Annotated in this window: 23 protein-coding genes; 17 read left to right on the top strand and 6 right to left on the bottom strand. The window is 34.9% G+C overall.

What is annotated here, in order from left to right:
• Positions 1-70: 70 nt before the first annotated feature.
• The 3 genes from AZF04_RS00635 (at position 71) to AZF04_RS00625 (ending at position 2,884) form a co-directional block, all read left to right on the top strand.
• A complete protein-coding gene (locus AZF04_RS00635) occupies positions 71-1,288 on the top strand; it encodes an EAL domain-containing protein (RefSeq protein WP_061947127.1) in 1,218 nt (405 codons plus the stop codon).
• Positions 1,289-1,393: 105 nt separating this feature from the next.
• Positions 1,394-2,581, top strand: a complete 1,188-nt coding sequence (locus tag AZF04_RS00630) for an MFS transporter (protein WP_061947126.1) — start codon at positions 1,394-1,396, stop codon at positions 2,579-2,581.
• Positions 2,582-2,884 carry an iron-sulfur cluster biosynthesis family protein gene (locus AZF04_RS00625; RefSeq protein ID WP_082795209.1) on the top strand — a complete coding sequence of 101 codons (303 nt, stop codon included), beginning with the start codon at positions 2,582-2,584 and terminating at the stop codon, positions 2,882-2,884. It begins immediately after the preceding gene.
• Position 2,885: 1 nt separating this feature from the next.
• On the opposite strand, the gene AZF04_RS00620 is transcribed toward AZF04_RS00625, so the two are convergent.
• On the bottom strand, positions 2,886-3,254 hold the full coding sequence (locus tag AZF04_RS00620; protein ID WP_061947125.1) for a YppG family protein: 369 nt from the start codon (positions 3,252-3,254) through the stop codon (positions 2,886-2,888).
• A 34-nt stretch (positions 3,255-3,288) separates the two neighbouring features.
• Positions 3,289-3,696, bottom strand: coding sequence for an Hsp20/alpha crystallin family protein (locus AZF04_RS00615; RefSeq protein WP_061947124.1), 408 nt, complete (start codon positions 3,694-3,696; stop codon positions 3,289-3,291).
• Positions 3,697-3,777: 81 nt separating this feature from the next.
• Here AZF04_RS00615 and AZF04_RS00610 point away from each other — a divergent pair, with 81 nt between their 5' ends.
• The 7 genes from AZF04_RS00610 (at position 3,778) to AZF04_RS00580 (ending at position 9,966) form a co-directional block, all read left to right on the top strand.
• Positions 3,778-4,710 (top strand): dipeptidase, encoded by a 933-nt coding sequence (locus AZF04_RS00610; protein ID WP_061947123.1) that lies wholly within the window; start codon positions 3,778-3,780, stop codon positions 4,708-4,710.
• Between the two features lie 221 nt (positions 4,711-4,931).
• Positions 4,932-5,654: a SurA N-terminal domain-containing protein gene (locus AZF04_RS00605; RefSeq protein ID WP_061947122.1), complete on the top strand. Its 723-nt coding sequence runs from the start codon at positions 4,932-4,934 to the stop codon at positions 5,652-5,654.
• 180 nt (positions 5,655-5,834) lie between these two features.
• On the top strand, positions 5,835-6,722 hold the full coding sequence (locus tag AZF04_RS00600; protein ID WP_082795210.1) for a chemotaxis protein: 888 nt from the start codon (positions 5,835-5,837) through the stop codon (positions 6,720-6,722).
• Positions 6,723-6,805: 83 nt separating this feature from the next.
• Positions 6,806-7,012, top strand: a complete 207-nt coding sequence (locus tag AZF04_RS00595) for a hypothetical protein (RefSeq protein ID WP_045488559.1) — start codon at positions 6,806-6,808, stop codon at positions 7,010-7,012.
• A gap of 299 nt (positions 7,013-7,311) precedes the next feature.
• The gene (locus tag AZF04_RS00590; protein ID WP_045488562.1) at positions 7,312-7,602 is read left to right on the top strand and encodes a HesB/YadR/YfhF family protein; all 291 of its coding nucleotides are present in this window, start codon (positions 7,312-7,314) and stop codon (positions 7,600-7,602) included.
• Between the two features lie 36 nt (positions 7,603-7,638).
• Positions 7,639-8,166, top strand: coding sequence for a peptide-methionine (S)-S-oxide reductase MsrA (gene msrA, locus AZF04_RS00585; RefSeq protein ID WP_061947120.1), 528 nt, complete (start codon positions 7,639-7,641; stop codon positions 8,164-8,166).
• A 669-nt stretch (positions 8,167-8,835) separates the two neighbouring features.
• Complete coding sequence (locus AZF04_RS00580) at positions 8,836-9,966, top strand: alpha/beta hydrolase (RefSeq protein WP_061947481.1); 1,131 nt, start codon at positions 8,836-8,838, stop codon at positions 9,964-9,966.
• Between the two features lie 53 nt (positions 9,967-10,019).
• On the opposite strand, the gene AZF04_RS00575 is transcribed toward AZF04_RS00580, so the two are convergent.
• Together AZF04_RS00575 and AZF04_RS00570 are read right to left on the bottom strand one after the other, a co-directional pair.
• The gene (locus AZF04_RS00575; protein ID WP_061947119.1) at positions 10,020-10,259 is read right to left on the bottom strand and encodes a hypothetical protein; all 240 of its coding nucleotides are present in this window, start codon (positions 10,257-10,259) and stop codon (positions 10,020-10,022) included.
• 170 nt (positions 10,260-10,429) lie between these two features.
• Complete coding sequence (locus tag AZF04_RS00570) at positions 10,430-11,662, bottom strand: aminopeptidase (RefSeq protein WP_061947480.1); 1,233 nt, start codon at positions 11,660-11,662, stop codon at positions 10,430-10,432.
• A gap of 285 nt (positions 11,663-11,947) precedes the next feature.
• Here AZF04_RS00570 and AZF04_RS00565 point away from each other — a divergent pair, with 285 nt between their 5' ends.
• The gene (locus AZF04_RS00565) at positions 11,948-13,123 is read left to right on the top strand and encodes an MFS transporter (protein WP_045488574.1); all 1,176 of its coding nucleotides are present in this window, start codon (positions 11,948-11,950) and stop codon (positions 13,121-13,123) included.
• A gap of 31 nt (positions 13,124-13,154) precedes the next feature.
• Here the strand turns inward: AZF04_RS00565 and AZF04_RS00560 are convergent, their stop codons facing one another.
• Positions 13,155-13,763 (bottom strand): lytic transglycosylase domain-containing protein, encoded by a 609-nt coding sequence (locus AZF04_RS00560; RefSeq protein WP_061947118.1) that lies wholly within the window; start codon positions 13,761-13,763, stop codon positions 13,155-13,157.
• A 736-nt stretch (positions 13,764-14,499) separates the two neighbouring features.
• Here AZF04_RS00560 and AZF04_RS00555 point away from each other — a divergent pair.
• From AZF04_RS00555 to AZF04_RS00540, 4 genes are all read left to right on the top strand, one after another.
• On the top strand, positions 14,500-17,349 hold the full coding sequence (locus AZF04_RS00555; RefSeq protein ID WP_061947117.1) for a 2-oxoglutarate dehydrogenase E1 component: 2,850 nt from the start codon (positions 14,500-14,502) through the stop codon (positions 17,347-17,349).
• 14 nt (positions 17,350-17,363) lie between these two features.
• A complete protein-coding gene (gene odhB / locus AZF04_RS00550; protein WP_061947116.1) occupies positions 17,364-18,617 on the top strand; it encodes a 2-oxoglutarate dehydrogenase complex dihydrolipoyllysine-residue succinyltransferase in 1,254 nt (417 codons plus the stop codon).
• A gap of 176 nt (positions 18,618-18,793) precedes the next feature.
• Positions 18,794-18,994, top strand: coding sequence for a DUF6501 family protein (locus AZF04_RS00545; protein ID WP_045481687.1), 201 nt, complete (start codon positions 18,794-18,796; stop codon positions 18,992-18,994).
• 67 nt (positions 18,995-19,061) lie between these two features.
• On the top strand, positions 19,062-19,724 hold the full coding sequence (locus AZF04_RS00540; protein ID WP_235599894.1) for a DedA family protein: 663 nt from the start codon (positions 19,062-19,064) through the stop codon (positions 19,722-19,724).
• 31 nt (positions 19,725-19,755) lie between these two features.
• On the opposite strand, the gene AZF04_RS00535 is transcribed toward AZF04_RS00540, so the two are convergent.
• Positions 19,756-21,342 carry an ABC-F family ATP-binding cassette domain-containing protein gene (locus AZF04_RS00535; protein ID WP_061947114.1) on the bottom strand — a complete coding sequence of 529 codons (1,587 nt, stop codon included), beginning with the start codon at positions 21,340-21,342 and terminating at the stop codon, positions 19,756-19,758.
• Between the two features lie 157 nt (positions 21,343-21,499).
• Between AZF04_RS00535 and AZF04_RS00530 the strand changes: the two genes are divergently transcribed.
• The gene (locus AZF04_RS00530; protein ID WP_061947113.1) at positions 21,500-22,597 is read left to right on the top strand and encodes a PQQ-dependent sugar dehydrogenase; all 1,098 of its coding nucleotides are present in this window, start codon (positions 21,500-21,502) and stop codon (positions 22,595-22,597) included.
• A 25-nt stretch (positions 22,598-22,622) separates the two neighbouring features.
• Positions 22,623-24,734, top strand: coding sequence for a DNA helicase RecQ (gene recQ / locus AZF04_RS00525; RefSeq protein WP_235599893.1), 2,112 nt, complete (start codon positions 22,623-22,625; stop codon positions 24,732-24,734).
• The last annotated feature ends 10 nt before the right edge of the window (positions 24,735-24,744 follow it).

The raw sequence follows: 24,744 nt of genomic DNA, 5'->3' as shown, positions 1-24,744 counted from the left end.
GAGTTCTGTTACCGCTATTCACAACACGGTATGATATAATGAAAAAGGCTTAGCTTTGGAGGTGGAAAGCGTGGACCCATTAGATGTAATGATGAATAAAGAAAAAGTAATCCCTTATTATCAACCTATTATTAGTGCCGACAAGCAGCTTATCATAGGATATGAAGTTTTGGCAAAGTTGCAGAGTGACGAAGGGGTGAGAAGCTTAGGGTGGTTTTTTAACGATCGTTCGATTCCAGATGAATACCGTCTCGAATTAGAAGACCATATCCAAAAAATGGCTATAAACAATCTAATCATATCGAATGATTTTGTTAACCTATTTTTCCATTATGATGCGACTCTGCTACTAAAAGATAATGGAGAAACGCTACTTAAGAGATTAGATGAGGTGGAAAAAGAGTATCCAAACATTAAGAGTCAAGTCGTTATTCAGTTAGATGAACAAGTCATTTCGAAGCAAGTAGATGATTTTAAACATCTTCTTACATATATTCAGAGTACAGGTATTCGCATCGCCATTAATAATGTCGGTTTTAATCATACAAACCTTGATAACCTTGCCCTTTTAAAACCTAATATTGTTAAAGTAGATGTTGACTTTTTAGACGAAGATTCATTACCCCATTTATACCGAGAAGTACATCATTCGATTTCAATGCTCTCTAGAAAAATCGGAGCTACTCTTTTATTCGAAGGGATATCAAGCTTCAATCAGTTGAATTATGCATGGCGTAACGGAGGAAGATATTATCAGGGAGATTATTTGTCAAAGGCTCATTCATCCTTTATTCCTTTAGATGATTGCAAAGAAAAAATTCAGAAGGAATTTCAGCATTTCATCACATTCGAACGAAAAAAAGTAGAATCACAAATTCAATTGTCGAATGTCATAAGCCAAAAACTAAAACAGCTTATTAAAATGACGAGCTTCGACCAATTAGATGAACATCTTTTGCACATAGCTACGAGTTGTCATGATTTTGCCTTTCGCGTGTATATTTGCGATCAAGAAGGCTTTCAACAAACGGCTAATGCAGAAAAAAATAGCACAGGGAAATGGGAGTTACTCCCGGAAGGTCGATATAAGAACTGGAGTTGGAGACCGTATTTCTTAGAAAATATCGTTAGAATGAACGTAGAAAAAAAAGGATTACTATCGGATCTCTATACAGACATTGAGCGAGATGAGAGAATTCGTACTTATTCCTATCCGTTATCGGACTTTTTATATTTATTTATAGATATTCCTTATGATTATTTATTTGAACAAGAAGGACTTCTATAAAGATTTTCATTTATATAGAGAAGTGATTAATGAACAATGAGTGGCTGATTGGGGAAGCTTCGAAGGTTGCTCACAATCAGCTTTTATTAGAAAGGAAGATTTAATGTGAAAGAGCCAGTATTAACTGGTAGTCATTCAGCTGTTTATCGGCTAATTATTTATTTGTTTTTTGCCTATTCCACCAACACAGTCATTATTAGTTATATTTCTGTTTTTTATCGAGAAGAGGGCTTATCTGGTAGTGAAGTAGGTATTTTAATGGCAGTAGGGCCAATGGCTATGCTAGTAGCCCAGCCTATTTGGGGATATTTAAGTGATAAATTTAAAACAATAAAGAGAATGTTAATGATAGCCTTAATTGGTCTAATTTTAACTGCTTCACTTTATTATATAACTTCTGGATTTTATCAATATATCATCGTCATGTTTGTTTTGTTTTTATTTTTATCACCGATTACTCCACTCGGAGATAGTCTTGCTCAAAAAACGGCGAATTATCGCGGGTTAAATTTCGGAAGGCTCAGAATGTGGGGCTCATTTGGATTTGCAACCACCTCATTAATAACAGGCTATATATTATCCATTATAGGTGTTAATCATTTCGTTATCCCATTAATTACAATGGCCTTTATAGCTTTTATATGTGCTTGTTTAGTAGAAGATGTGCCAGGTTCTACAAAGCCTGTGACGATTATTCATGCACTCAAAATTGGTGTGAATAAGAAGCTTGCTCTGTTTTTAGGTTGTATTATTTTTATTTCTATTCCTCATCGAACAAATGATAGCTATTTAGGTATTTATATTATTGAATTAGGTGGTCTAGAATCCATGATCGGCTGGGCTTGGTTTATAGCCGTTATAGCTGAAGCATTTGTTTTTGCTATTAGTTTGACATGGTTTAAAAACATTCATCCAATAAAGCTCATCATTGCAGCTGCCTTTATATTTGTGATTAGGTGGACACTTATGAGTTTTATTACCAATCCTTGGTTCATTCTACCATTACAAGTACTGCATGGATTTTCTTTTGGCTTAATCTATATTACCGCCCTGCAATATGTTAGCAAAATGTTCCCAGAGCAATTACAGGCAACAGGGCATGTTTTGTTTATTACGACATTTTTTGCTTTATCAGGGATTATAGGTTCTTTACTTGGTGGGATCATTATGGATATTTTTAGTATAGCGCATATGTATTTTCTAATGGGGCTCAGCTCTTTTATAGGTATGATTTTATTTGTAATTTTTCTATTATTTCAAGAGAAAAAGGAACATATCAAGGAGGGACTTTAGATGAATATTATTCTTACGGAAGATGCTAAATATTTTGTAAAACAACAATTGGAAGAAGGGGCTCCTTTAAGAGTAGTCGCTTTTGATACGTTTGAATGCAGTACGATGGTTGATTATAAACTAATGAAAGATTCTAAAAAGGAAAATGATCAAATGATAGAAGTAGAGGGAATCACTTTCCTTTATGATCAAAAGGCCATCGAAGAAATTGGAGATTATTTAAAAATTGATTATATTTCTAATCAAGGAATTAAACTTACGAACAAAAATCAAATACTCGCCTATGCCCGTACTATCGAATAACTTACTTCTTGGTAAAAAAATGACTAACCTGTTGAACGATCGGGGTAATTTCACCGACTACTCTCGCAACCTGATCGACCGTTTTTACAGCTTGACTTAAATCGATTTGACCTTGTTCATCAAAGAATACTTTTTTTAATAGAGAAGGCGATTTTAAGGTAGGAAGGTCATTTTCTTTCTCTTTATTAGGAAATCTGCCTTCTTTTTGTAATGTCTTTGAAGAAAATGGTCTGAAAATCGGTTTGTTTGAATGATTGGGTGATGGCTTCATAGAATGATAAGGAGAATGCATGGGCTTTGGTTGATAATATGGCTGAATGCTAGGTTGGTTATTATTTTTTCTATAATGTTGAAAATGTGGGTTATACATAAAAAATGCTCCTTTCTATAGAGATCATATATTTTTATGTTTCAATTTGAATAGCCTTCTTTTTCGGAAGCAACTTAATAGTCAATAGGCCGTTTTGATATTGGGCTTGAACATGCTCGTAGTCAATTAAAAAAGGTACGCCAATCGTTCTTTCTCTTTTTTCATAATGATTATGAGTAGAGGATATTGCTTTATCCTGATAAATAATAATTTGGACAGCATGGTGATAGACATTTAACTCGATTTGACTTTTATGGATTCCAGGCAATTGTGCTTTGACAAAAAATCCATCCTCTAAATCTTCTACTTTAATAGGAATTGGTTGGTCAAATAGAGAATGAAGTGGAGAGCGATTGAAGGACTGTTGGAAAAAATCATCAATCGATTTTAGCATATTTAAAGGAGCGACTTGCTTTTCATTTTTAGGAGCTTGCTCAGACATTAAAATCCCTCCATAAGAATTTCTTTTTTTATCCTATGTGAATAACCAGTACAAAGTGAGTAAAGGAGTGTTTAAATACAAATGGAAATTATAGATACACATTGTGATGCACTATTGAAGCTAACCGAGGATCCATCGCGTTCATTTACGGATAATAGTGATATTCAAACGAATTATCATCATTTGCAGACTGGTAACGTGAAGCTTCAATTTTTTGCTATTTTTATTGAGCCTGAGATCAAACAAAATCATAAATTTGACCATGTATTGGATCAGGTTCAGGCATTTTATGAAAAAATTTTAAAACCTAATCCTAGAATGAAGCATATTCGTCAATGGCAAGATATGTTTGATTTAAAAGAGGGGGAGATAGGTGCTGTATTAGCACTAGAAGGATTAGATGCGATTGGTAATGACTTGACGAAAATGTCTATTCTCACTCAATTAGGTGTGTTATCGGTAGGGCTAACTTGGAATTTTGCTAACTTATTTGCTGATGGAGTCAATGAGACAAGAGGAGCAGGATTAACCGAGCTTGGAAAAGAAATGGTTTTGGAGTTCAATAAGAAAGGGATATTAACCGATGTTTCACACATTAGTGAGAAAGGTTTTTGGGATGTAATGGAACGAGCTGAATTCCCGATTGCCAGTCATTCTAATGCAAAAGCTATTTGTAATAGTCCTAGAAATTTAACAGATGAACAAATTAAAGCCTTAATCTTAAAAGGTGGCTATATGGGCTTGGTTCTTTATCCAGAATTTCTAACAGGAACAAAACAAGCGGCAATAAAAGATTTAGCAAGTCACATTGAACATATTTGTTCATTAGGAGGAGAAAATCTTATTGGTATCGGTTCTGATTTTGATGGAATTGATTGCTTTATAACAGATGTTGAGCATTCTGGAAAATTACCTTTTCTTTTGCAGGAGCTAACGAAGTTTTTTCCAGTAGAACTCATTGAAAAGATTGCTCATCAAAATTTTAAAGCATTTATCCAAAGAAAATTCATATAAAAAATGTTTTGAAAATCTTACATTTTTTTGGTCATTTTGAAGCAAACATTGAAAAGAGCGGCTAAATGCATGATTTTTCCTTTCATATTTATGTGATACTTTCAAAAAAGTAAAAAAAAACCTGTTTTTAAGTTCGAAGTGGTTTATGTAATATGAATGATTTAATTAAAATTATGTTACAATAGAGACAGTTTCACTTATATGAAAGGGGTCTTTATTGAATGTTAGAAAAGGGAAAATTGACAGTTATTGCTTTGCTTTCAATGATCATTTTAGTGGCATGTGGTGCTTCTGAGGATCAAGAGAATGCCTCCGGTGAAAGTGAAGAAAATGTTCAAATAGAAATAAATGAAGAGGATTATCCAGAGGTAATCGCATCCGTTAACGGTGAAGAAATTGAGAGAGAGCCTTTTGTTTCTTATTTAGAAGACCGTGCTAGCTTTTTAGCGTTAAGTGGTGTGGATTTAGATTTAAATACAGATGAAGGAAAGCAATCGATGAAAGAACTTGAAACACAGGTTTTAGATTTATTCATCAATGATGAGTTGCTTGTTCAAGTAGTGGAAAATGAATCGATTGAAGTAGCGGAGGAAGAAATTCAGCAAGCGATAGAAATGCAAAAAATGAACCTTCAGGTCACAAACGATGAAGAGTTAGAACACTTACTGGCTGAACATGATATGACGCTGAGTGATTTAAGAGAAGAAGCTCAAACCTATATAAAACGAGAGAAATATTTGGACGAGCACATCGTCGTTGAAGAGGCATCTGAGGAAGATATGAGAGATTTATATGATTCAAAAACGGAGCAAATGGAATTAGGAGAGTTTGAAGAAGAAAAAGAGCGATTATCACTTGAGGTTGAAAATGAACAATACTTACAAGGTTTAGTTGAATTATTAGACCAGCTAAGAGAAGAGAATGAAGTTCAAATTTATCTTTAATTACAAAGTAGTGACATATAGGAAAATCCTATTTGTCACTCTTTTTTAATTTCTACTTGCGGAATCTATCTTTTATCCTATAAAATTAATATAAATAATTTTTTAGTTAGGTCTTTTGTAATAAAAATTTTTTAGTTTTGGCCGATATATATAATAAGTTAATGAAATGAGGGGAATATATTGAATCACGATATTTTATTAGAGAGTGGAACAAATGAATTAGAAATTGTATTATTTACAATTGCAAATAGTTCTTTTGGTATAAATGTATTAAAGGTAAGGGAAATCATTAACCCGTTACCGATTACGGCTACTCCCAATAGCCACCAACATGTTGAGGGGATTATTAGATTAAGACAAGAAGTTATTCCTGTTGTTGATTTAGCGAATGTTTTAGCGCTACCTCCTTCAGAAAAGCCAGCACAAGATAAATTAATAATTGCTGAGCTGAATAAGATGAAAGTCGCTTTTCATGTTCACTCTGTATCTAGGATCCATCGTATCTCATGGGAGCAAATTGAAAAGCCAAGTGATTTATCTACTGGTTTTGAAAGCCACACAATAGGGATTGTGAAGATGGATCAAATCTTAGCACTATTACTTGATTTTGAAAAAATAGTAGTGGATATCAATCCTAAGACAGGACTAGATGTAGAAGAAGTAAAATCCTTAGGTGAGCGTGAGCGCTCTAATAAACATATACTTATAGCTGAAGATTCGGCAGTTTTGCGTAAATTGTTAGAAGAAACTCTTTCGACTGCTGGATACAATCATTTACACTTTTTTAATGATGGGAAAGCAGCATGGACTTATTTATCTACAGAAAATGTAGAAAATCCAGTGATCGATTTAGTGATTTCTGATATTGAAATGCCTCAAATGGATGGACATCATTTAACGAAAAAAATAAAAGAGCATCCTGAATTAAATCAAATTCCTATTGTCATTTTCTCATCGATTATAAGTGATGATTTATATCATAAAGGTGAAAAAGTGGGTGCAACAGAACAGATATCGAAGCCTGAAATAGGAAGATTAATAACAACCATTGATCAATGCTTGGCTTAATAGAAAAAAGCTTAAGATAGGTTAATCACCATCTCATTCCTTCCGCATATGATGCATTAGTTCATATAAAGGCAGGGAAAAAGATGGCTAAAGCAAAGAAAAAAATACAAACTAAAAGTACACCTAATGAAAAGTATCAGCATACGCTAAAGCATGTTACTTCCGATACATGTATAATATGTAAACAGAAATGTAAAAAAGGGATAGAATATATAGAAAAAATGAGTGTTCCAGGGAGTATTGGAAAAGGTGTACCCTGTCATTTAACAAAAGGAAAAGGGATCAAATAACAGTCGTGTAATCGACTGTTATTTTTATCTTATTTTATATGGGGTGGACGAGCTCTTTTCGATTTGCTCCATTTGTTCTTTGTTAATGATACCTAGCTTTTCAAATAATAAAGCATATTGTAAAGATTTCTTTTTCATTTTTGTGAACTCCTTTTCTATAGAATATTCAATTAAGGCAAAAATGTTTCCTTAATTCAACTTATGAACAAAAAGTGAAAAAATGGACAGAATTCATTGAGGTTGATAAGATAAAATAAGATAAGAAATAAAAAGCCAACACTAATTAGGAGTGGGATAGAATGAACATTCAAGTGACAAAGCCTGCTGTTCAATGGTTCAAAAAAGAATTCGATTTAAAGGGTGAAGGTGAGTACATTCGCTTTTTTGCTCGATATGGTGGTTGTGCAACCATACAAAAAGGTTTTTCATTAGGTGTCGCAATAGAAGAACCATCGTCTGCCGGTTCTTTAGTTGAAATAGAAGGTTTAAAGTTTTTTGTAGAAGAATCGGACTTATGGTATTTTAATGATCAGCATTTAAATGTAAAATACAGTCGCAAACTCGATGAAATAGAATTCGAATACTTATAAAAGCAGCCATTCGATTTGGGAAGGAAGAAGGATGAGATGACTAAAGAAAATGAACTTGCTACGTTTGCAGGAGGTTGTTTTTGGTGCATGGTTCAACCTTTTGACCAGTTACCAGGGATTATAAAAGTTGAATCGGGTTACTCTGGAGGAAATATTGAGAATCCAACCTATGAACAAGTTAAAAAAGGTGATTCTGGCCATTATGAGGTTATACAAATCACTTATGATCCGAGCCTTTTTTCATATCAATCTCTGTTAGAGCTTTATTGGCCGCAAATTGATCCGACGGATCCAGATGGACAATTTCATGATAGAGGTGCTCAATATCGTACAGCCATTTTTTATCATACAGATGAGCAAAAAAAGCTTGCCGAGCAATCTAAGGAAAAGTTGAAACAGAAGGGTACTTTTAAGAAGCCTATTGTAACGGAGATACTGCAAGCCCAACCTTTTTACCCCGCAGAAGAGTATCATCAAGATTTTTATAAAAAATCTCCTGACCATTATAAAGCCGATCGAAAAAAATCAGGGCGGGATGAGTTTATTACCACTCATTGGGAATAAATCTTAATTGTAGATTCTTCTAATTGAGTGAATTTCATAATGGCTCTATAAACGAATTAAACCGAACGTTTCTTATAAAGTATGTTTTAAACGTTTGTGAATTAACTTCTTGATTGAAACGGTAGGTAGTGACTCCAAAAGGATCAGTGCAGTCTGAAGTTCCACTCTGGCGACGCTCTGAATAGTCAGAGTTAGCTGAGAACAAGCCCTTGGGAAAGCATCTGCCTAAAGTGAAAATCAAAAACCAAAACGTTCGATTTTTATTATAAGATATGAATGATGAAATGGATTCAATTTTCGTTATAAGAATAAAAAAAGGAAACCTAAGAAGTCATAAAGCTTCTTGGTTTCTTTTTCATGGGAAACAATTAAAGAAAATGAGTGGTAGGCAGCAATCATAAAGACATAGATAAATCGTAAAAATGTGTTATCCTCTTTTGGTTGAGGAACAATTCATGCTTATGAATTTAACCTCTTAACCTCAAAGATTAAGAGCGGTTCTATAGATTTCGACACAATTATGTAAATACATAAAAGTAGTGAAAAAATATGTGAAAATTTATAAAATTATGATACAATTTTAATATAATAATAAAATGTCGAATGGATGGAATGATTTACTTCGTAAGAGAGGTGACATGCATGAGGATAAGAAGAAAATTGAAACGTATGATTATAGTATTCAGTTTAGCTATGATTGGGCTTCTAACGACGATGATTGTAGCTGTTCAATATATTTCCTATACGGAAGCAGGGAAGGTACCTATAAAAACGGGGGTTTTACTTCACGCTGTTCATCATAATTTAGTGGCACCAGATATGAAAGTACCAAGGATTTTTGCCAAACAAGGAACACCTACTTTTACAAGTGAAGTGATCCAAATGCCGACCTCAGATGGTGATGACATTTCTTTGAGAATCTATCAACCTTTGAAAGAGGGTCCGCATCCGATTATTATGTATTATCATGGCGGAGCTTTTATGGAGGGTTATGGAAGCATTGACACTCATGATAATGTTATTCGGTCATTAGCTGCAAGAACGGGTAGCGTTGTGATTGCTGTTGGCTACAGAGTAGCTCCTGATTTTCCTTTTCCAACAGCGATTGAAGATAGCTACGAGGCTTTACTTTGGGCATATGAAAATGCAGAACAATTGAATGGGGATGCGGATAAAATAGCAGTAGTAGGAGATAGTGCTGGAGGTAATTTAGCAGCTGTTGTTTCGATGATGTCCCGTGATCGCAGCGGACCTGATCTTGTGGCACAAGTATTATTATATCCACTTACCACTTTTTCAGATGTAGATTTTTATTCGCGTGAAGCATATGACAGTGGCTATTATTTGCTTTCAAGAAATGTCATGATGAAGGCAAGGGAACAATATACTCCTGATCAGGAGACGTGGAGTTTACCTTATACATCACCTTTAGATGCAGAAGATTTAAGTAATCTTCCTCCAGCATTTGTTGTGACGGCTGAATTTGATCCTTTACGAGACGAAGGAGAAGAATATGCTAAAAAGCTATCTAAAAGTGGCAATCCTGTTGAATCCATTCGTTATAATGGTGTAATGCATGGTTTTATATCTTTTCATCAAGTTTTATATCATGGCAACCACGGATTAGCTCAAACATCTCATTTTTTGCATAAAGCTTTTAATGAGGAGATCTTTTATCAGCCCTATCAATTAAGAGTTGTAGACGATATAGACCATAATAAAAAGTTACGTGAAGAAATAGAAGCGTATGCAATAGGAAGCTTTCTTATTGGAAAACAAATCATATCAAGCTTTGATTAAACGAAAATAATCGTCCATATTAAGACAATTCAAAAGTCTTAATATGGATTCTTTTATGCTTGTGCTCTTCTTGAAAACATGGATTCGTTTTCGATTAAACCACAGGCCCCGCATTGTATTTTTAAAGAAGGACCTTGGTAAGGAAGATGAAAAGGCTGTAATTCATTTGCTTCATACTTTTCAACTATCGCACCTGTTTCCGGATTCAACTTAACAGCTTGAGCTACTTGTTCAATGATATGAAACCTCGTTCGGTTTGTTTTGCAACTCGGACAATTGTAGGGTGTAGTCATACTGATTCCTCCTTTTTTAGTTAGTGTAACCATAAATACAAAAATCACTCATAAAAGCTTCATAACTAAATAAGGAAATGACGATAAGTTGGTTTATATTAAAAGAAAAAAACCGCCAGTACAAACCGGCGGTTTATTATATTACAAAAGAAAACGGTAAAGGGAGGAATTTAGAAAGCCCAATTTCCTTTTCTGAATAATGGCTCTCTTGTACCATCTTTTTTCAGACCATCGATATCCATTGTTGCTGAACCCATCATAAAGTCAACGTGGGTAATACTCGTATTTAAATCATTCTCTTCAAGTTGTTTTTTATTCATTTCTTTCCCACCTTTAATACTAAAGGCATAAGCACTCCCGAGTGCTAAATGATTGGACGCATTTTCGTCAAACAAAGTGTTATAAAAGACAATATTAGCATTTGAAATAGGCGAATCATGTGGCACTAGTGCGACTTCACCAATATACCTGGCACCTTCATCGGTTTCAAGAAGTCTTTTTAATGTTTCGTATCCTTTTTCTGCAGTAAAGTCAACAACTGCGCCATCTTTAAATGTTAAACTGAAATTTTCAATTAAAGTTCCACCATAATTCAATGGCTTTGTGGAGCTAACGACTCCATTTACACCATTCTTTTTAGCGGCTGTAAAAACTTCCTCAGTTGGCATATTTGCAACGAAAGGAACTCCTTCTTTGTTTGTACTACCCCCACTTATCCATATATGCTTTTCAGGGAGCTCAATGGTTAAGTCAGTTCCTTCACTTTTATAATGTAGGGCGTGGTAATTTTTCTCATTCAAAGAGTTCATTTTCTCATCTAAAACTTCTAAATGCTTCTTCCAAGCATCTACAGGATTTTCCTCATCCATACGAGTAGCAGAAAATATAGCTTCCCAAAGCTTTGTCATCGCTTGCTCTTCATCTAATTCTGGAAAAACTTTCTTAGCCCATTTGTGAGATGGGTGAGCAACAATTGACCAACTGACTTTATCGGAGGTCATGTAAGAACGAAAGCCTTCCATTGCTATTCCACTTGCTTTATTCGCAGCAGCAATACGATTGGGATCGACACCTTTTAATAAATCGGGATCAGCTCCAGCGATACTCAAAAAAGCAGCGCCTTGGTCGGCCATTTTTTCATAGCCGTCAGCAATCCATTGAGGAAACTCATTAAAAGCTTCTTCTGGTGCAAGCTTATATTTTAATTTCGTTACCTCCTCATCACTCCAATCCATATGTACATGTTTAGCACCAAGTTCATAAGCTTTTTTGGTTATTAGGCGTACAAAAGGGGCGGCAAAAAGCGAGGTTCTAATGACTAAGGTTTGATCTTTTTGAATATTTACGCCAACTTCAACAGCAAGCTCTGCATATTTTTCTAATTTTTCTTCAAATGACAATATAATCATCCTTTTTTACAAAAATTTGAAAGCTTAGATGACACATTCTGCAAAAATGTATTGATTAGGTCATCTGAATTTTCATTATTTATTTTAACAAATCCCAAAAGGAAAGGCTAGAAACACCCAATATCATCTAAAAAAGCAGGGAACAAAAAATCTAGCAATTCAAAAAAAAATGATATTTCGTGAATCGAAATATTTTTCTTGAGTTTTTAAGAGTGTATTGTGTAAAATAATAAAGGTGATGCCATTTAGCAGTGGATACAAATAGAAAGAAGGGTTTTAATGAATTCTAATACGCTTCGCATAGCGATTTTGTCTATTTCACTTTTGACCGTGATGGCTGGTGCCGCTATTTCACCAGCATTGGCTGATATTGCGAAAGCATTTCCAGATGCAAGTGAAACAATGATTAAACTAATTTTAACACTTCCATCGGTCATGATTATTCCTTTTACATTTATTTCAAGTTATTTGTGTAACAAATTTACAAAGAAAAATTTAGTTTTAGTCGGTATAATTTTTTATGTAATTGGCGGATTTTGTGGAGGACTCGTTACTTCTATAGAAACGCTTCTTTTGTTTCGGGCTATTTTAGGAATTGGAGTAGGGCTATTAATGCCGATTTCTACAAGCATCGTTGCTGACTTTTACGATGGTGCTATGCGTACAAAGGTAATGGGGCAGGTAAGTGCTGCTAATAATCTTGGTGGGATCGTCTTGTTTATATCTTCTGGGTTTTTAGCATCTATAAGTTGGAGAATGTCATTCTCTGTGTATTTAGTTGCTATTATAGTTGCCCTTTTAGTATTTTTCTTTTTGCCTCCGACACCTAAGGACGAGGAAGCTTCAATGATGAATAAAAAATCAAAACTTCCTGTATCCGTTTATGGTTATGGTTTGGCCATGTTCTTTTTATTACTTGCTTTTTATTCACTCCCCGCTAATATAGCTTTATATATGCAGGAAACAGGGTTAGGGGATTCAAAGTTTGCCGGAATTGTTATCTCGATTGGAACAGCAACAGGTTTTTTTGCCGGGTTGCTTTTATCTAAACTAACCTATTGGTTGAAGGGCTATTTCTTAGTTATTCAACTTTTACTAATGAGCATCGGATTTGTGATTATGGGTTGGTCTTATCACATCATTTTTTTAATGCTAGGCATTGGTATAATCGGCTTCGGATTTGGTAGTCTCATGCCGACCGTTATGGATAGAGTAACTAAATTAGTTCCTCGAAATAAAACGGTAAGAGCGATGGCAATTGTCACAAGCATGTTGTTTTTAGGGCAATTTCTCTCACCACTTGTTTTAGATTTTATTGGTTGGCTTGTGGGGAACGAAACGATTCGCTTTACGTATCAATTTGTCGGTGTTTCGATTTTTATCATGACTTTATTCACTTTTTGTTATGTATACAAACAAAAAATCAAAAAGAAGACGTTAAGAGCAGCCAGTTAAAAAAACAGACCCTTATAAAAGGTCTGTTTTTTTACTCTTGAAGAGTGAATGTTTCATAATTTTCTTGATAGGTATTAAAATACATCATTACTTCTTCTACATAATCATCACTTTTATTATAGGCAAATAAAGCTTCTTCATAATTCCCTTCAGATGCACCATATTTTGATAAATATTTAGCTGCTGAATAGGCAGCATCTACAATATCAAATGGATCTGCAATACCATCACCGTTTCCATCTACACCATATCCTCCATGCTCTTCAATAAGTGTAAGGTCCGTTATATCGACATCTTCATCGATTTCGCCTAAATCTCCTCCTGGATAAGTCCAGCCAACCCAAGTTCTAGGCATAAATTGAAAGTGTCCTAATGCACCTACTGGGCTAACAAGGGGATCCATAGTTGAAAAAATAGTTTCAACTCGGTGAACCGAGGCAAGAAGCTCCCAAGGTATATGATATTCGTTTGCCGCCTCTTGATATAAATCAATATATTCTTCAGGTATTTCATGCTGACTAATAGAAGATTTCATTTTAAATTCTTGCCATTTTTCAGTCGGCGCAATACGTAAAACAATAATAAAAAGCAATAAGGTAATGAAAAAGAACAGAATGATGTAACGTTTCCATTTCATCATTTTGTCGACACCTTTCTTATAATCTTGTTTCATTATAAAACACAAAGAATAATATGAAAATAACACATTTAAAAATAAGTATGAAATATGGCGAATTCGTTAATTTTTGATGAAATGACAAGAATCATAGTTAAAAAAATATAAGACAAGAAATGAAACAACACTGAAATTGAAAGACATTTATCCATTAAAACGGAAAAATTGAAAAGAACGAATGGTAAATGAACAAATGATTTGAAAAAGAGAGGTTAATTACTAAACATAATCATATTTGAAAGAACTTAGTTTCCTTTTTGTAATATCGAATGGACTGAAAAGTATTAAAATAAACGCATCGAAAGTAGTATCATAATTATTTAGAATATTTTAAAAAAATAATGTAATTTTATAAAAATAACAACGTTTGTTTATGTGTAATTATCTATTTTTATGAAAATAGTATTAGTTCTTTTTATAAATGACCTCGATTCTTAAAAAAAGTTATAAAAATAAGAATATTTTATGACAAATCACTAGATTTTCAGAATAAAAAGATTTAAACTTTTAATGAGACGAATAATGTTCCATCAATATTGTGTAACTTAAATCATTCATTCAAAAAATCGTTTCACAAATCGACGAATTTGAACATATAACCTTTGAGCAAAAAACGGAAACATGATAAAATAGGAATGAAAGCGTTATATTAGCAACTTCTGAAGATTTGACTTAAAAGTAACTAGGAGGTTTTTGTCACATGTCCAGCAAGGAGAACAAATCAGCCGAGTCATGGAAAAGATTCCATGGTCCAAACCTTGGCGTTGCGATTGAACTATATGAGGAGTATACGAAAGACCCATACGCGGTCGATGAAGATTTAAGAGAACTCTTCGATACGTTAGGTCCTCCGCCTACGTCTGATGATGAGAAAGAAAGGTTCAGCGCAGCAGAAGTTCCAGTGGTAAATGTTTCTGCAGGGACGGACATGATGAAGAAGGTTGTAAGTGCTGTTAATTTAGCCGATACAATCCGAACAAAAGGGCATTTAGCTGCTGATGTTCATCCAATTTTAAAAGAAAGAACGAACGGAGATTTAATCACGTTAAGTCGTTTTGATTTAACGGAAGAGGATTTAAGACAAGTGCCTGTAGAAATGCTAATTCCTGAAGCGCCAGAGCATATTAAAAACGGTTTCGAAGCGATTGAATACTTAAAGCAAGTTTATACTCAAAGTGCTGCTTTTGAATTTGGGCATGTTCAGGATGAAGAAGAGAGAAAATGGTTATATAAAATGGTAGAGTCTGGTATGTATTTACCGAATCTATCAAAAACTGCCAGAGTTAATTTATTAAAAAGGTTAACGGCGGTTGAAGGATTTGAAAAATTTATACATCGTACTTTTGTCGGACAAAAACGATTTTCTATAGAAGGTTTAGATACACTTGTGCCAATGCTAGATGAAGCCGTACGTGAGTCTGTTCACGAGGGAACTGAAAATATTATGATTGGTATGGCGCACCGAGGTCGATTAAATGTTTTAACCCATACGTTGGGTAAACCATATCGTATGATTTTCTCTGAATTTTTACATGCACCTAAAAAAGATACATCGTCCGAAAGCTCAACTGGAATTAATGGCTGGACGGGTGATGTTAAATATCATTTAGGAGCAGACCGTCAAATAAAAGAAGAAAATACAGTGGAAGCAACGGTTACTCTTGCTAACAATCCATCACATCTTGAGTTCGTTAGTCCTATTGTTGAAGGCTATGCAAGAGCAGCGCAAGAAGTTAGAACATCAAAAGGTGATCCTGAGCAAGAAATATTAAAGGCATATTCCGTTTTAATACACGGTGATGCAGCTTTCCCTGGGCAAGGAATCGTAACCGAGACATTAAATTTAAGTCGTTTAACAGGGTATCAAGTAGGTGGTTCACTTCACATTATTGCGAACAATAACATCGGCTTTACTACTGAGACCTATGACTCAAGATCAACAACTTATGCAAGTGATCCAGCTAAAGGATTTGAAATTCCAATTCTGCATGTCAATGCGGATGATGCAGAGGCCTGTATGGCAGCTATTCATTTAGCGTTTCAATACCGAAAACGTTTTAAAAAGGATTTCTTAATTGATTTAATTGGTTATAGAAGATTAGGTCATAACGAAACAGATGATCCTTCCATGACTCAGCCTGAAACCTATACTATTATAAAAAAACACCCAACAGCTCGAAAAATTTATGCGGACTTTTTAGAGAGTTCTGGAGTGGTTGAAAAAGGCTTCGGCGATCAATTAGACAAAGAAATCTTAGAGCATTTACGTAGCGAATATGACCAAGTGGCTGAGAATAAAGCGCATAATAGTATTGAAATATCTCAACCAGATTTTATTGTAAACGGATTACCAAAAGTAAAAACAGCTGTTGAACTAGACAACTTAACAAAATATAATGAAGAGCTATTAGAATGGCCTTCTGATTTTAAAGCTCATGATAAAATCGGTAAAATCTTACAAAGGCGTCTTTCAAGCTTTGATGAAGGCGGTAAGGTTGATTGGGCTCATGGAGAGGTGCTTGCATTTGCGTCCATTTTAGCTGATGGCACACCAATTCGTTTATCCGGGCAAGATTCTGAACGTGGGACGTTTGTACAGCGCCATCTCGTCCTACATGACAAAGATTCTGATAAACTATATACTCCATTAAAAGAGTTTAAAAGTGCTGATGCTTCATTTGCTGTTTATAACAGTCCATTATCTGAAGCAGCTGTGGTTGGCTTTGAATATGGGTATAATGTTCAATCTCCTGAAACGCTTGTTCTCTGGGAGGCTCAATTCGGAGATTTTGCGAACGGAGCTCAGGTAATGTTTGACCAATGGATATCAGCGGGAAGAGCTAAATGGGGCCAAAAATCAGGGCTTGTTATTTTACTTCCACATGGTCATGAAGGTCAAGGTCCTGAACACTCTAGTGGGCGAGTAGAAAGATTTTTAGTTCTAGGTGCAGAGAACAACTGGACGATTGCCAACTGTACTACACCTGCTCAATATTTCCATATTTTAAGACGTCAAGCAGCCATCCTAAAAAAGGATTCTGTTCGTCCTCTTATTATCATGACTCCAAAGAGTTTATTAAGAAACCCTTATGCGACATCGGTTGCTGATGAATTCACTGAGGGTGAGTTCCTTCCTGTCCTTGAACAGAAAGGATTGGGCACAAAAGTAACAAAGGTAGAAAGAATTATTTTATGTAGTGGTAAAATATCTATTGATATCACTGAAAAAATGGAAAAAAGTGAAGAGAAGGATTGGGACTGGCTACATATTGCCAGAGTGGAAGAATTATATCCATTTCCTAAGCGACCTATCCGTGAATTATTTGCACGTTTCAAAAACTTGAAAGAGGTAATTTGGGTTCAAGAAGAGCCAAAGAATATGGGCGCTTGGCCGTTTATGGAATCACGAATTCGTGATATTACACCAGATAAAGTCAACCTTAGTTATATAGGAAGAACATTCCGTTCAAGTCCAGCTGAGGGAAGTCCGATCGCTCATAGAACAGAACAAGAGCGTATTATTACAGAATCTTTGACTCGCAAAAACTAAGGAGGCCATAAGTCGTGATCGAAATTAAAGTACCTGAACTAGCAGAATCAATTACAGAAGGAACTATTGCTCAATGGTTAAAAGAAGTCGGCGAATTTGTCAATCAAGGAGACTACATCGCAGAATTAGAAACAGATAAAGTAAACTTAGAAATTACAGCAGAGCACTCTGGTGTTATTAAAGAACTAAAAAAAGAACCTGGTGATACAGTCGAAGTAGGAGAAGTAATAGCTGTAATCGATAATGAAGGTACAGAAGGAAGCTCTGAATCTAGCAGTAAAGAAGAAGAAAAAGAAGATAAAGTTGAAAAAACAGAGAGTAAGCCAGAAGCTAAAGAAGAGCAAAAGTCCGAAGAGTCTACTTCTTCAGATGAACGTCCATTAGCTTCTCCAGCAGCTCGTAAATTAGCTAGAGAAAAAGGAATTGACTTAAAAGATATTTCTACGAATGACCCAACTGGTCGTGTTCGTAAACAAGATGTTGAAAGTTACCAAAATCAACCGAAGGCTTCTAACACAGAACAGAAGACATCAACTCCAAAATCAGCTCCTGCTTCGAACGACGGGAAACCAGTAGAACGTATTAAAATGACACGTCGTCGTCAAACGATTGCTAAGCGTCTTGTTGAAGCACAACAAACAGCAGCAATGCTTACAACTTTTAACGAAGTAGATATGACAGCTGTTATGGATGTTCGTAAACGTCGTAAAGATGCTTTCTTAGATAAGAATGGAGTAAAATTAGGTTTTATGTCCTTCTTTACTAAAGCAGTAATTGGAGCATTAAAAGAATTTCCTCTTCTTAACGCTGAAATTCAAGGAGACGAAATTTTAATGAAGCAGTACTATGATATTGGTATTGCAGTTTCGACTGATAATGGTCTAGTTGTACCAGTAGTCCGCGACGCAGATAAGCTTAGCTTTGCGGGAATTGAAAAAGGAATTGGAGAGCTCGGAAGAAAAGCTCGTGATAATAAATTAACTTTGAATGATTTACAAGGTGGAAGCTTTACCATAACAAACGGAGGTACATTCGGTTCATTAATGTCGACACCAATTTTAAATGCGCCACAAGTTGGAATTCTTGGAATGCATAAAATTCAGTGGAGACCAGTTGCAATCGACCAAGAAAATTTTGAAAACCGTCCAATGATGTATATTGCTTTATCCTACGATCATCGTATTGTAGATGGTAAAGAAGCAGTTAGTTTCCTTGTTAAAGTCAAAGAATTGTTAGAAGATCCAGAATCACTTTTATTAGAAGGTTAATAGCAGAGCAGCTTTTCTATAATAGAGAAGCTGCTTTTTGTTTGAAACAATTTTTTCTTTTATAAATATGCCAACCAGACCTTCTCTAAAGGATAGTGTTGGAGCTTATGAGAAAAGTTTGTTAAAATAGATAAAAGAAATATGTAGATTAAAAAGAGAGAAGGGCGAGATGGCAGATGATTCATCACCAATGGGAAAATACAAAAACAATTCGAAGCGTTACATGTATACATACAAATGCTAAAAAGTATAAAGTAAGTGGTTCTTTAACTGAAGGAAAAAGTTACGAGTTAAAAAATGAAACAGAGGAATTTTATTTTGTAATAGATAACACGGGAAAAATAGGTGGCTATTATAAAGAATATTTTCAAAACTAACCGATAAAGAGATAGCAAATACTATCTCTTTTTTTGTTTTTTTTGTAAAATAGTATTAGAGAAGAATATGAAAAAGATATTGATTTTAAATGATGGGAGAGCGATTATGGAATTATCAACCATATATATGTACATTAGAGAATATGGTTACATCGCCTTTTTTTTGCTTTTCGCTATTGGTTTGTTTATTTTCCCTGTTCCAAATGAAGTGTTACTTATGGCAGGCGGGTATCTTGCTACGTATAGCTTTTTAACCCCTTTAACAGCCTTTATTACGATATTTCTAGCGATTATTTTTCATGGTAGCTTTTTGTATTTCCTCGGTCACAAAACCAGCCTTAACATGAATCATATTGCATCTTCAAAACAGAAATGGAGAAAGAAAGCACAGAAGGGAAATGAACTCTTAGAAAAATACGGATTAAAAACAGCCGCTTTCAGCTATTTTTTTCCCTTTGTTAGACATGCCGTTCCTTTTGCGATCGGACTTAGTAAGTACAAATACATAAACTTCTTTTTCATAAGCTTTAGTTCAGCATTAGTATGGATGTCAATCTATTTCTTTTTAGGATTTTATTATGGCAGAACGATCAATGATTGGACCTCTTTTGTTGAACAATTAATACTCACTTTAGTGGTTTTAGCCTGTTTGGTCATTATGGCACTTGTTTTAAAGGAACGATTAAAAAAAGCTAGTTGGAAAAATAAGATGAAAAAAAACAGAACGTAAGCTTGAAAGTTTAGTTCTGTTTTTTATGGTTTTATTTAGTTTCCAAGTATTCGTTATAGCTCATTTCTTTATCGATTAACCCATCCTCTGTTAATTCAATTAATCGATTTGCGACCGTCTCATTAAATTGATGGTCATGAGATGAGAAAATAAGAGCGCCTTTAAATTGAATCAGTCCATTATTTACAGCTGTAATCGATTCAAGGTCCAAGTGGTTGGTAGGCTCATCTAAAAGTAATACATTGGCTCCGCTTAGCATCATTTTAGATAGCATACATCTTACCTTCTCACCACCAGAAAGGACGGAAGCTTTTTTCTTTACTTCATCGCCTGAGAATAACATTCTTCCTAAAAATCCTCTTAAAAAGGTATCACTATCATCCTTTGGAGAAAATTGTCTTAACCAATCGACAAGATTCAATGAAGATTCCTCAAAGAAAGCAGAGTTATCCTTAGGAAAATAAGCTTGTGAAGTAGTTATACCCCATTTGTATGTTCCTTCATCTGGCTCTAATTCACCAGCAAGTATTTTAAACAAGGTTGTTTTGGCTATTTCGTTAGAACCTAAAAGTGCAATTTTATCCTCTTTGTTCAAAACAAAGCTAATATTGTTTAACACCTTGACTCCGTCTATCGTTTTCGATAAATTTTCTACCCTAAGAACATCGTTTCCAATTTCTCGCTCAGGAGAAAAGTGTACGTAAGGGTATTTTCTTGAAGAAGGCTTAATATCATCAAGGTCTATTTTATCTAATAATTTCTTTCGTGAAGTTGCTTGCTTTGATTTAGAAGCATTTGCACTAAATCGAGCAATAAAGTTTTGTAATTCCTTAATTTTCTCTTCTTTTTTCTTATTCGCATCTTGAGCCATTCTTAATGCTAATTGACTTGACTCATACCAGAAATCATAATTACCAACATATATTTGGATTTTACCAAAGTCTAAATCAGCAATATGTGTACAAACTTTGTTTAAAAAGTGCCTGTCATGTGATACAACTATGACTGTATTTTCAAAGTTCATTAGAAACTCTTCTAACCATTGAATGGCTTTAAGGTCTAAATGGTTGGTAGGCTCATCTAAAAGTAATACGTCTGGATCCCCGAATAAAGCTTGTGCTAAAAGAACTTTTACTTTTTCTGAGCCAGATAAATCAGCCATTTTTTTCTCATGTAAGCTTTCACCAATTCCTAGTCCCTTTAATAAAATCGCTGCTTCAGACTCTGCTTCCCAGCCATTCAGTTCAGCAAACTCTCCTTCAAGCTCTGCTGCCTTCAAGCCGTCCTCATCTGTCATTTCTTCTTTCATGTATATAGCATCTTTTTCTTGTCTGACGTCGTATAGTCTAGCATGTCCCATAATAACCGTATCAAGAACTACCTGCTCTTCATATTCAAAATGATTTTGTTTTAAAACGGTTAAGCGCTGGCCTGCTTTTAATGAGACGTCACCAGATTGAGGCTCAATTTCACCTGACAATACCTTTAGAAAAGTTGATTTTCCTGCTCCATTTGCCCCTATTAACCCGTAACAGTTGCCTGGGGTGAATTTAATGTTTACTTCTTCAAATAATTTACGATCTCCATATTGTAATCCTACATTTGTTACAGTTATCATGAATCATTATCCTCCAAATAGTTAATCGAAATGAATTATACCATTGATTGTACTATATTAGAGGCGATTCGTAAAAAAAATCAAAAAAGAATCATAGAAGCTAGTAAGAAAGGGTAAGGAAAGAGTAGAGTTTTAATAGAGAGGATGGAGTACTGATATGAAAATCGTTTATTTCATAATAGTATTAATGGTATTAACAGGCTGTGGAGTTAACGAAAATACCGTAGAGAATGAGAATAGTTTAGAGGCAGATGCGGATGTCATTGAAAATGTTGAGGAAGAGGATGTTAATATTCTTGCAGAAGGGTTAGAAATCCCTTGGGCAATAGCAGAATATGAAAATGTCTTTTACTTAACTGAAAGAAACGGAGCTATCGTTCGTATTGAGGATAACATGATAGAGAGACAGGAATTACATTTACTTTATGATCTGTTCACAGAAGGGGAAGCCGGCTTACTTGGTTTTGTTTTAGACCCTCAATTTGAAGAAAATGAAGAAGGGTATATCTATTATACATATCAATTAGAAGACGGAGCGATCTATAATAAAGTGGCAAAAGTAAAATGGGATCAGCAGGAACAAGTTTGGAGAGAACAAAACCATTTAGTAGAGCTAATACCTGGAGACCCGATTCATAATGGCGGACGATTAAAGATTGGTCATGACGAAAAGCTTTATGTAACAACAGGAGATGCCAATGTCCCTGAATATTCACAGGATAAAAGTCAACTTGCTGGTTCTATTTTAAGAGTAGAGTTAGATGGATCTGTACCCCCAGATAACCCTACTGAGAGCTCTTATATTTACAGTTTTGGTCACCGAAATCCTCAAGGCCTGGCTTGGGGTCAAGAACTACAATTATTTAGTACAGAGCATGGTCCAACGGCTCATGATGAAATAAATGAAATCGAATCTCAAAGCAATTATGGCTGGCCTGAAATAGTAGGAGATGAAGAGATGGATGGAATGGTCAATCCTCTCATTCATTCAGGAGACGATACGTGGGCGCCATCAGGTGCAGCTGTCTTAGGAGATTATTTATATTTCGCTGGTTTAAGAGGGGAGGGTGTGTTCCGTTATCATGTTCATAATCAAGACCTTGAACAAGTTGTGCATGATTATGGTAGGATAAGAGATGTATATATTAAGGACGACCTTTTATTTTTTATCACGAATAATCGTGATGGTAGAGGTTCACCAGAGGAGGAAGACGATCGGTTCATTTCCATACCGATCAACGCCTTAAACGAATAAGAATGGTAAGGAACGTGATCAAAACGTGAAAATCGATGAAATGATGGAATTAGCACAGGAAAAGTTAAACATTATATATGGATATCAAAAGTTCCGAGAAGGTCAGGAGCGGCTAATCTATCAGATTTTAAATAAACAGAGCTCATTAGCGATTATGCCAACCGGAAGTGGAAAATCTCTTTGTTATCAAATTCCTGCCTTAATATTAGATGGTGTAACCGTTGTTGTTACACCACTTATTTCATTAATGAAAGATCAAGTAGATTCTTTAAAACATTTAGGCATAGAAGCTACTTATATTAATAGTACGTTAACATCAACGGAAGAAAAAGAACGATTGCACGGGTTGAAAAGACAATTTTATAAATTGGTTTATGTTGCTCCTGAGCGGCTTGCACAAGCTAAATTTATCGATATTACGAAACGTTTAAATATCTCACTTGTTGCAATTGACGAGGCTCATTGCTTATCTCAGTGGGGACATGACTTTAGACCAAGTTATCGGAAAATTCCTGATTGGATTCAACAATTAAAGGAAAAACCGACAATACTTGCCTTAACGGCTACTGCGACGAATAAAGTAAAGAATGATTTAATGAGTCATTTATATTTAGATGACGACCAGCTTGTTTCAACAGGCTATGCACGTTCTAATTTAACGTTAACGGTATTAAAAAATGTTGAAAGAGTTTCCTATGTATTAAAGTATTTAAAAGCAAACCGTCATTCCTCAGGTATCCTTTACTCTACTACTAGAAAGGATGTAGAGATGCTGTATCATCAATTAAAAAAAGAAGGGTTATCTGTAACCTATTATCATGGCGGTTTGAGTGAAGCTGAAAGACAGATGAATCAGGAGAAATTTTTATTCGATGAGGCATCTATTATGATTGCTACCAATGCTTTCGGGATGGGGATTAATAAATCAAATGTTCGTTTTATTATCCATTACCAACTACCAAGAACAATCGAAGCTTATTATCAAGAAGCGGGAAGAGCGGGGCGTGATGGAGAAGAAAGTGAATGTATTTTGCTTTTTTCTCCTCAAGATATCCGGACGCAGCAATACTTAATCGAGCAGTCAAATCAAGATCCGGATAGACAAGCCCAAGAATATGAAAATTTACAGAAAATGATTGGTTATTGTCATACAGATGCTTGCTTAAGCGAATATATTCTTCGGTACTTTGGAGAGAGTTCATCTAAGCCATGTGGAAAGTGCTACAACTGTAAAACGCAAGGGCAACTGATCGACCGGACAAAAGAGGCACAAATCATCTTATCTACGATTAAAAGGCTAAGAGAAAGATATGGTAAGACGATGATTGCCCAAGTTGTCGTAGGTTCTAGTAATCAAAAAGTCAAACAGTGGAATTTAGATGATGTCTCCACATATGGCTTACTGAACTCATGGTCATTAAAAGAAACGACTTCTTTTATCGATTATTTAATAGCTGAGCAATTTTTAAAGCCGACGAATAGTAGTTATCCGGTTTTGGAATTAACGAATAAAGCTCTTTATGTATTAAAGGGACAGCAAAAAATTGAACAACGTATTCGCGAAAATATTGAGAGTGTTTCCGAGGATGATGATATTTTCTTAATCTTAAAAGAGAAAAGAAGACAGCTGGCAAAAGAAAAGCAACTCCCACCATATTATATTTTTTCTGATAAGACATTAAAGGAAATGGCACGAACCATTCCAGTGACGGAAGAAGAACTAATGAATATTTCCGGAGTAGGAATGCAGAAGCTACGTGATTATGGGCCGATTTTTTTAGAGCAATTACAACAAATAAAAAAAGATGATAACGTAATGAAAAAACGTTCAACACCAGAGGGTAAAGCGACTAAAAAGAATGGATACAAAATTTCAGTTGAATTATTTTTAGCCGGGAAGACAATAGAGGAAATTGCGAATGAACGACAATTAACAGAGATAACGGTCCAAAACCATCTATTAAAAGGCTTTCATAATCAAGAGATTACTTCCTTAGAACAATATGTAGAAGAGGAAAAGGTACAGCAGATTAAAAAAGCCATTGAAAAAGTAGGAATAGAGAAGTTAAAGCCTATTAAAGAATTACTTCCTGCTGACATTAGTTATCAAGAGATACGTTTTGTTGTAGGAAAATAGTCTAGTGGCC

It is taken from the genome of Alkalihalobacillus trypoxylicola (genome assembly GCF_001590785.1).
GTDB classification, from domain to species: Bacteria; Bacillota; Bacilli; order Bacillales; family Bacillaceae_D; genus Alkalihalobacillus; species Alkalihalobacillus trypoxylicola.
This window is presented reverse-complemented; position numbering and strand designations above follow the sequence as displayed.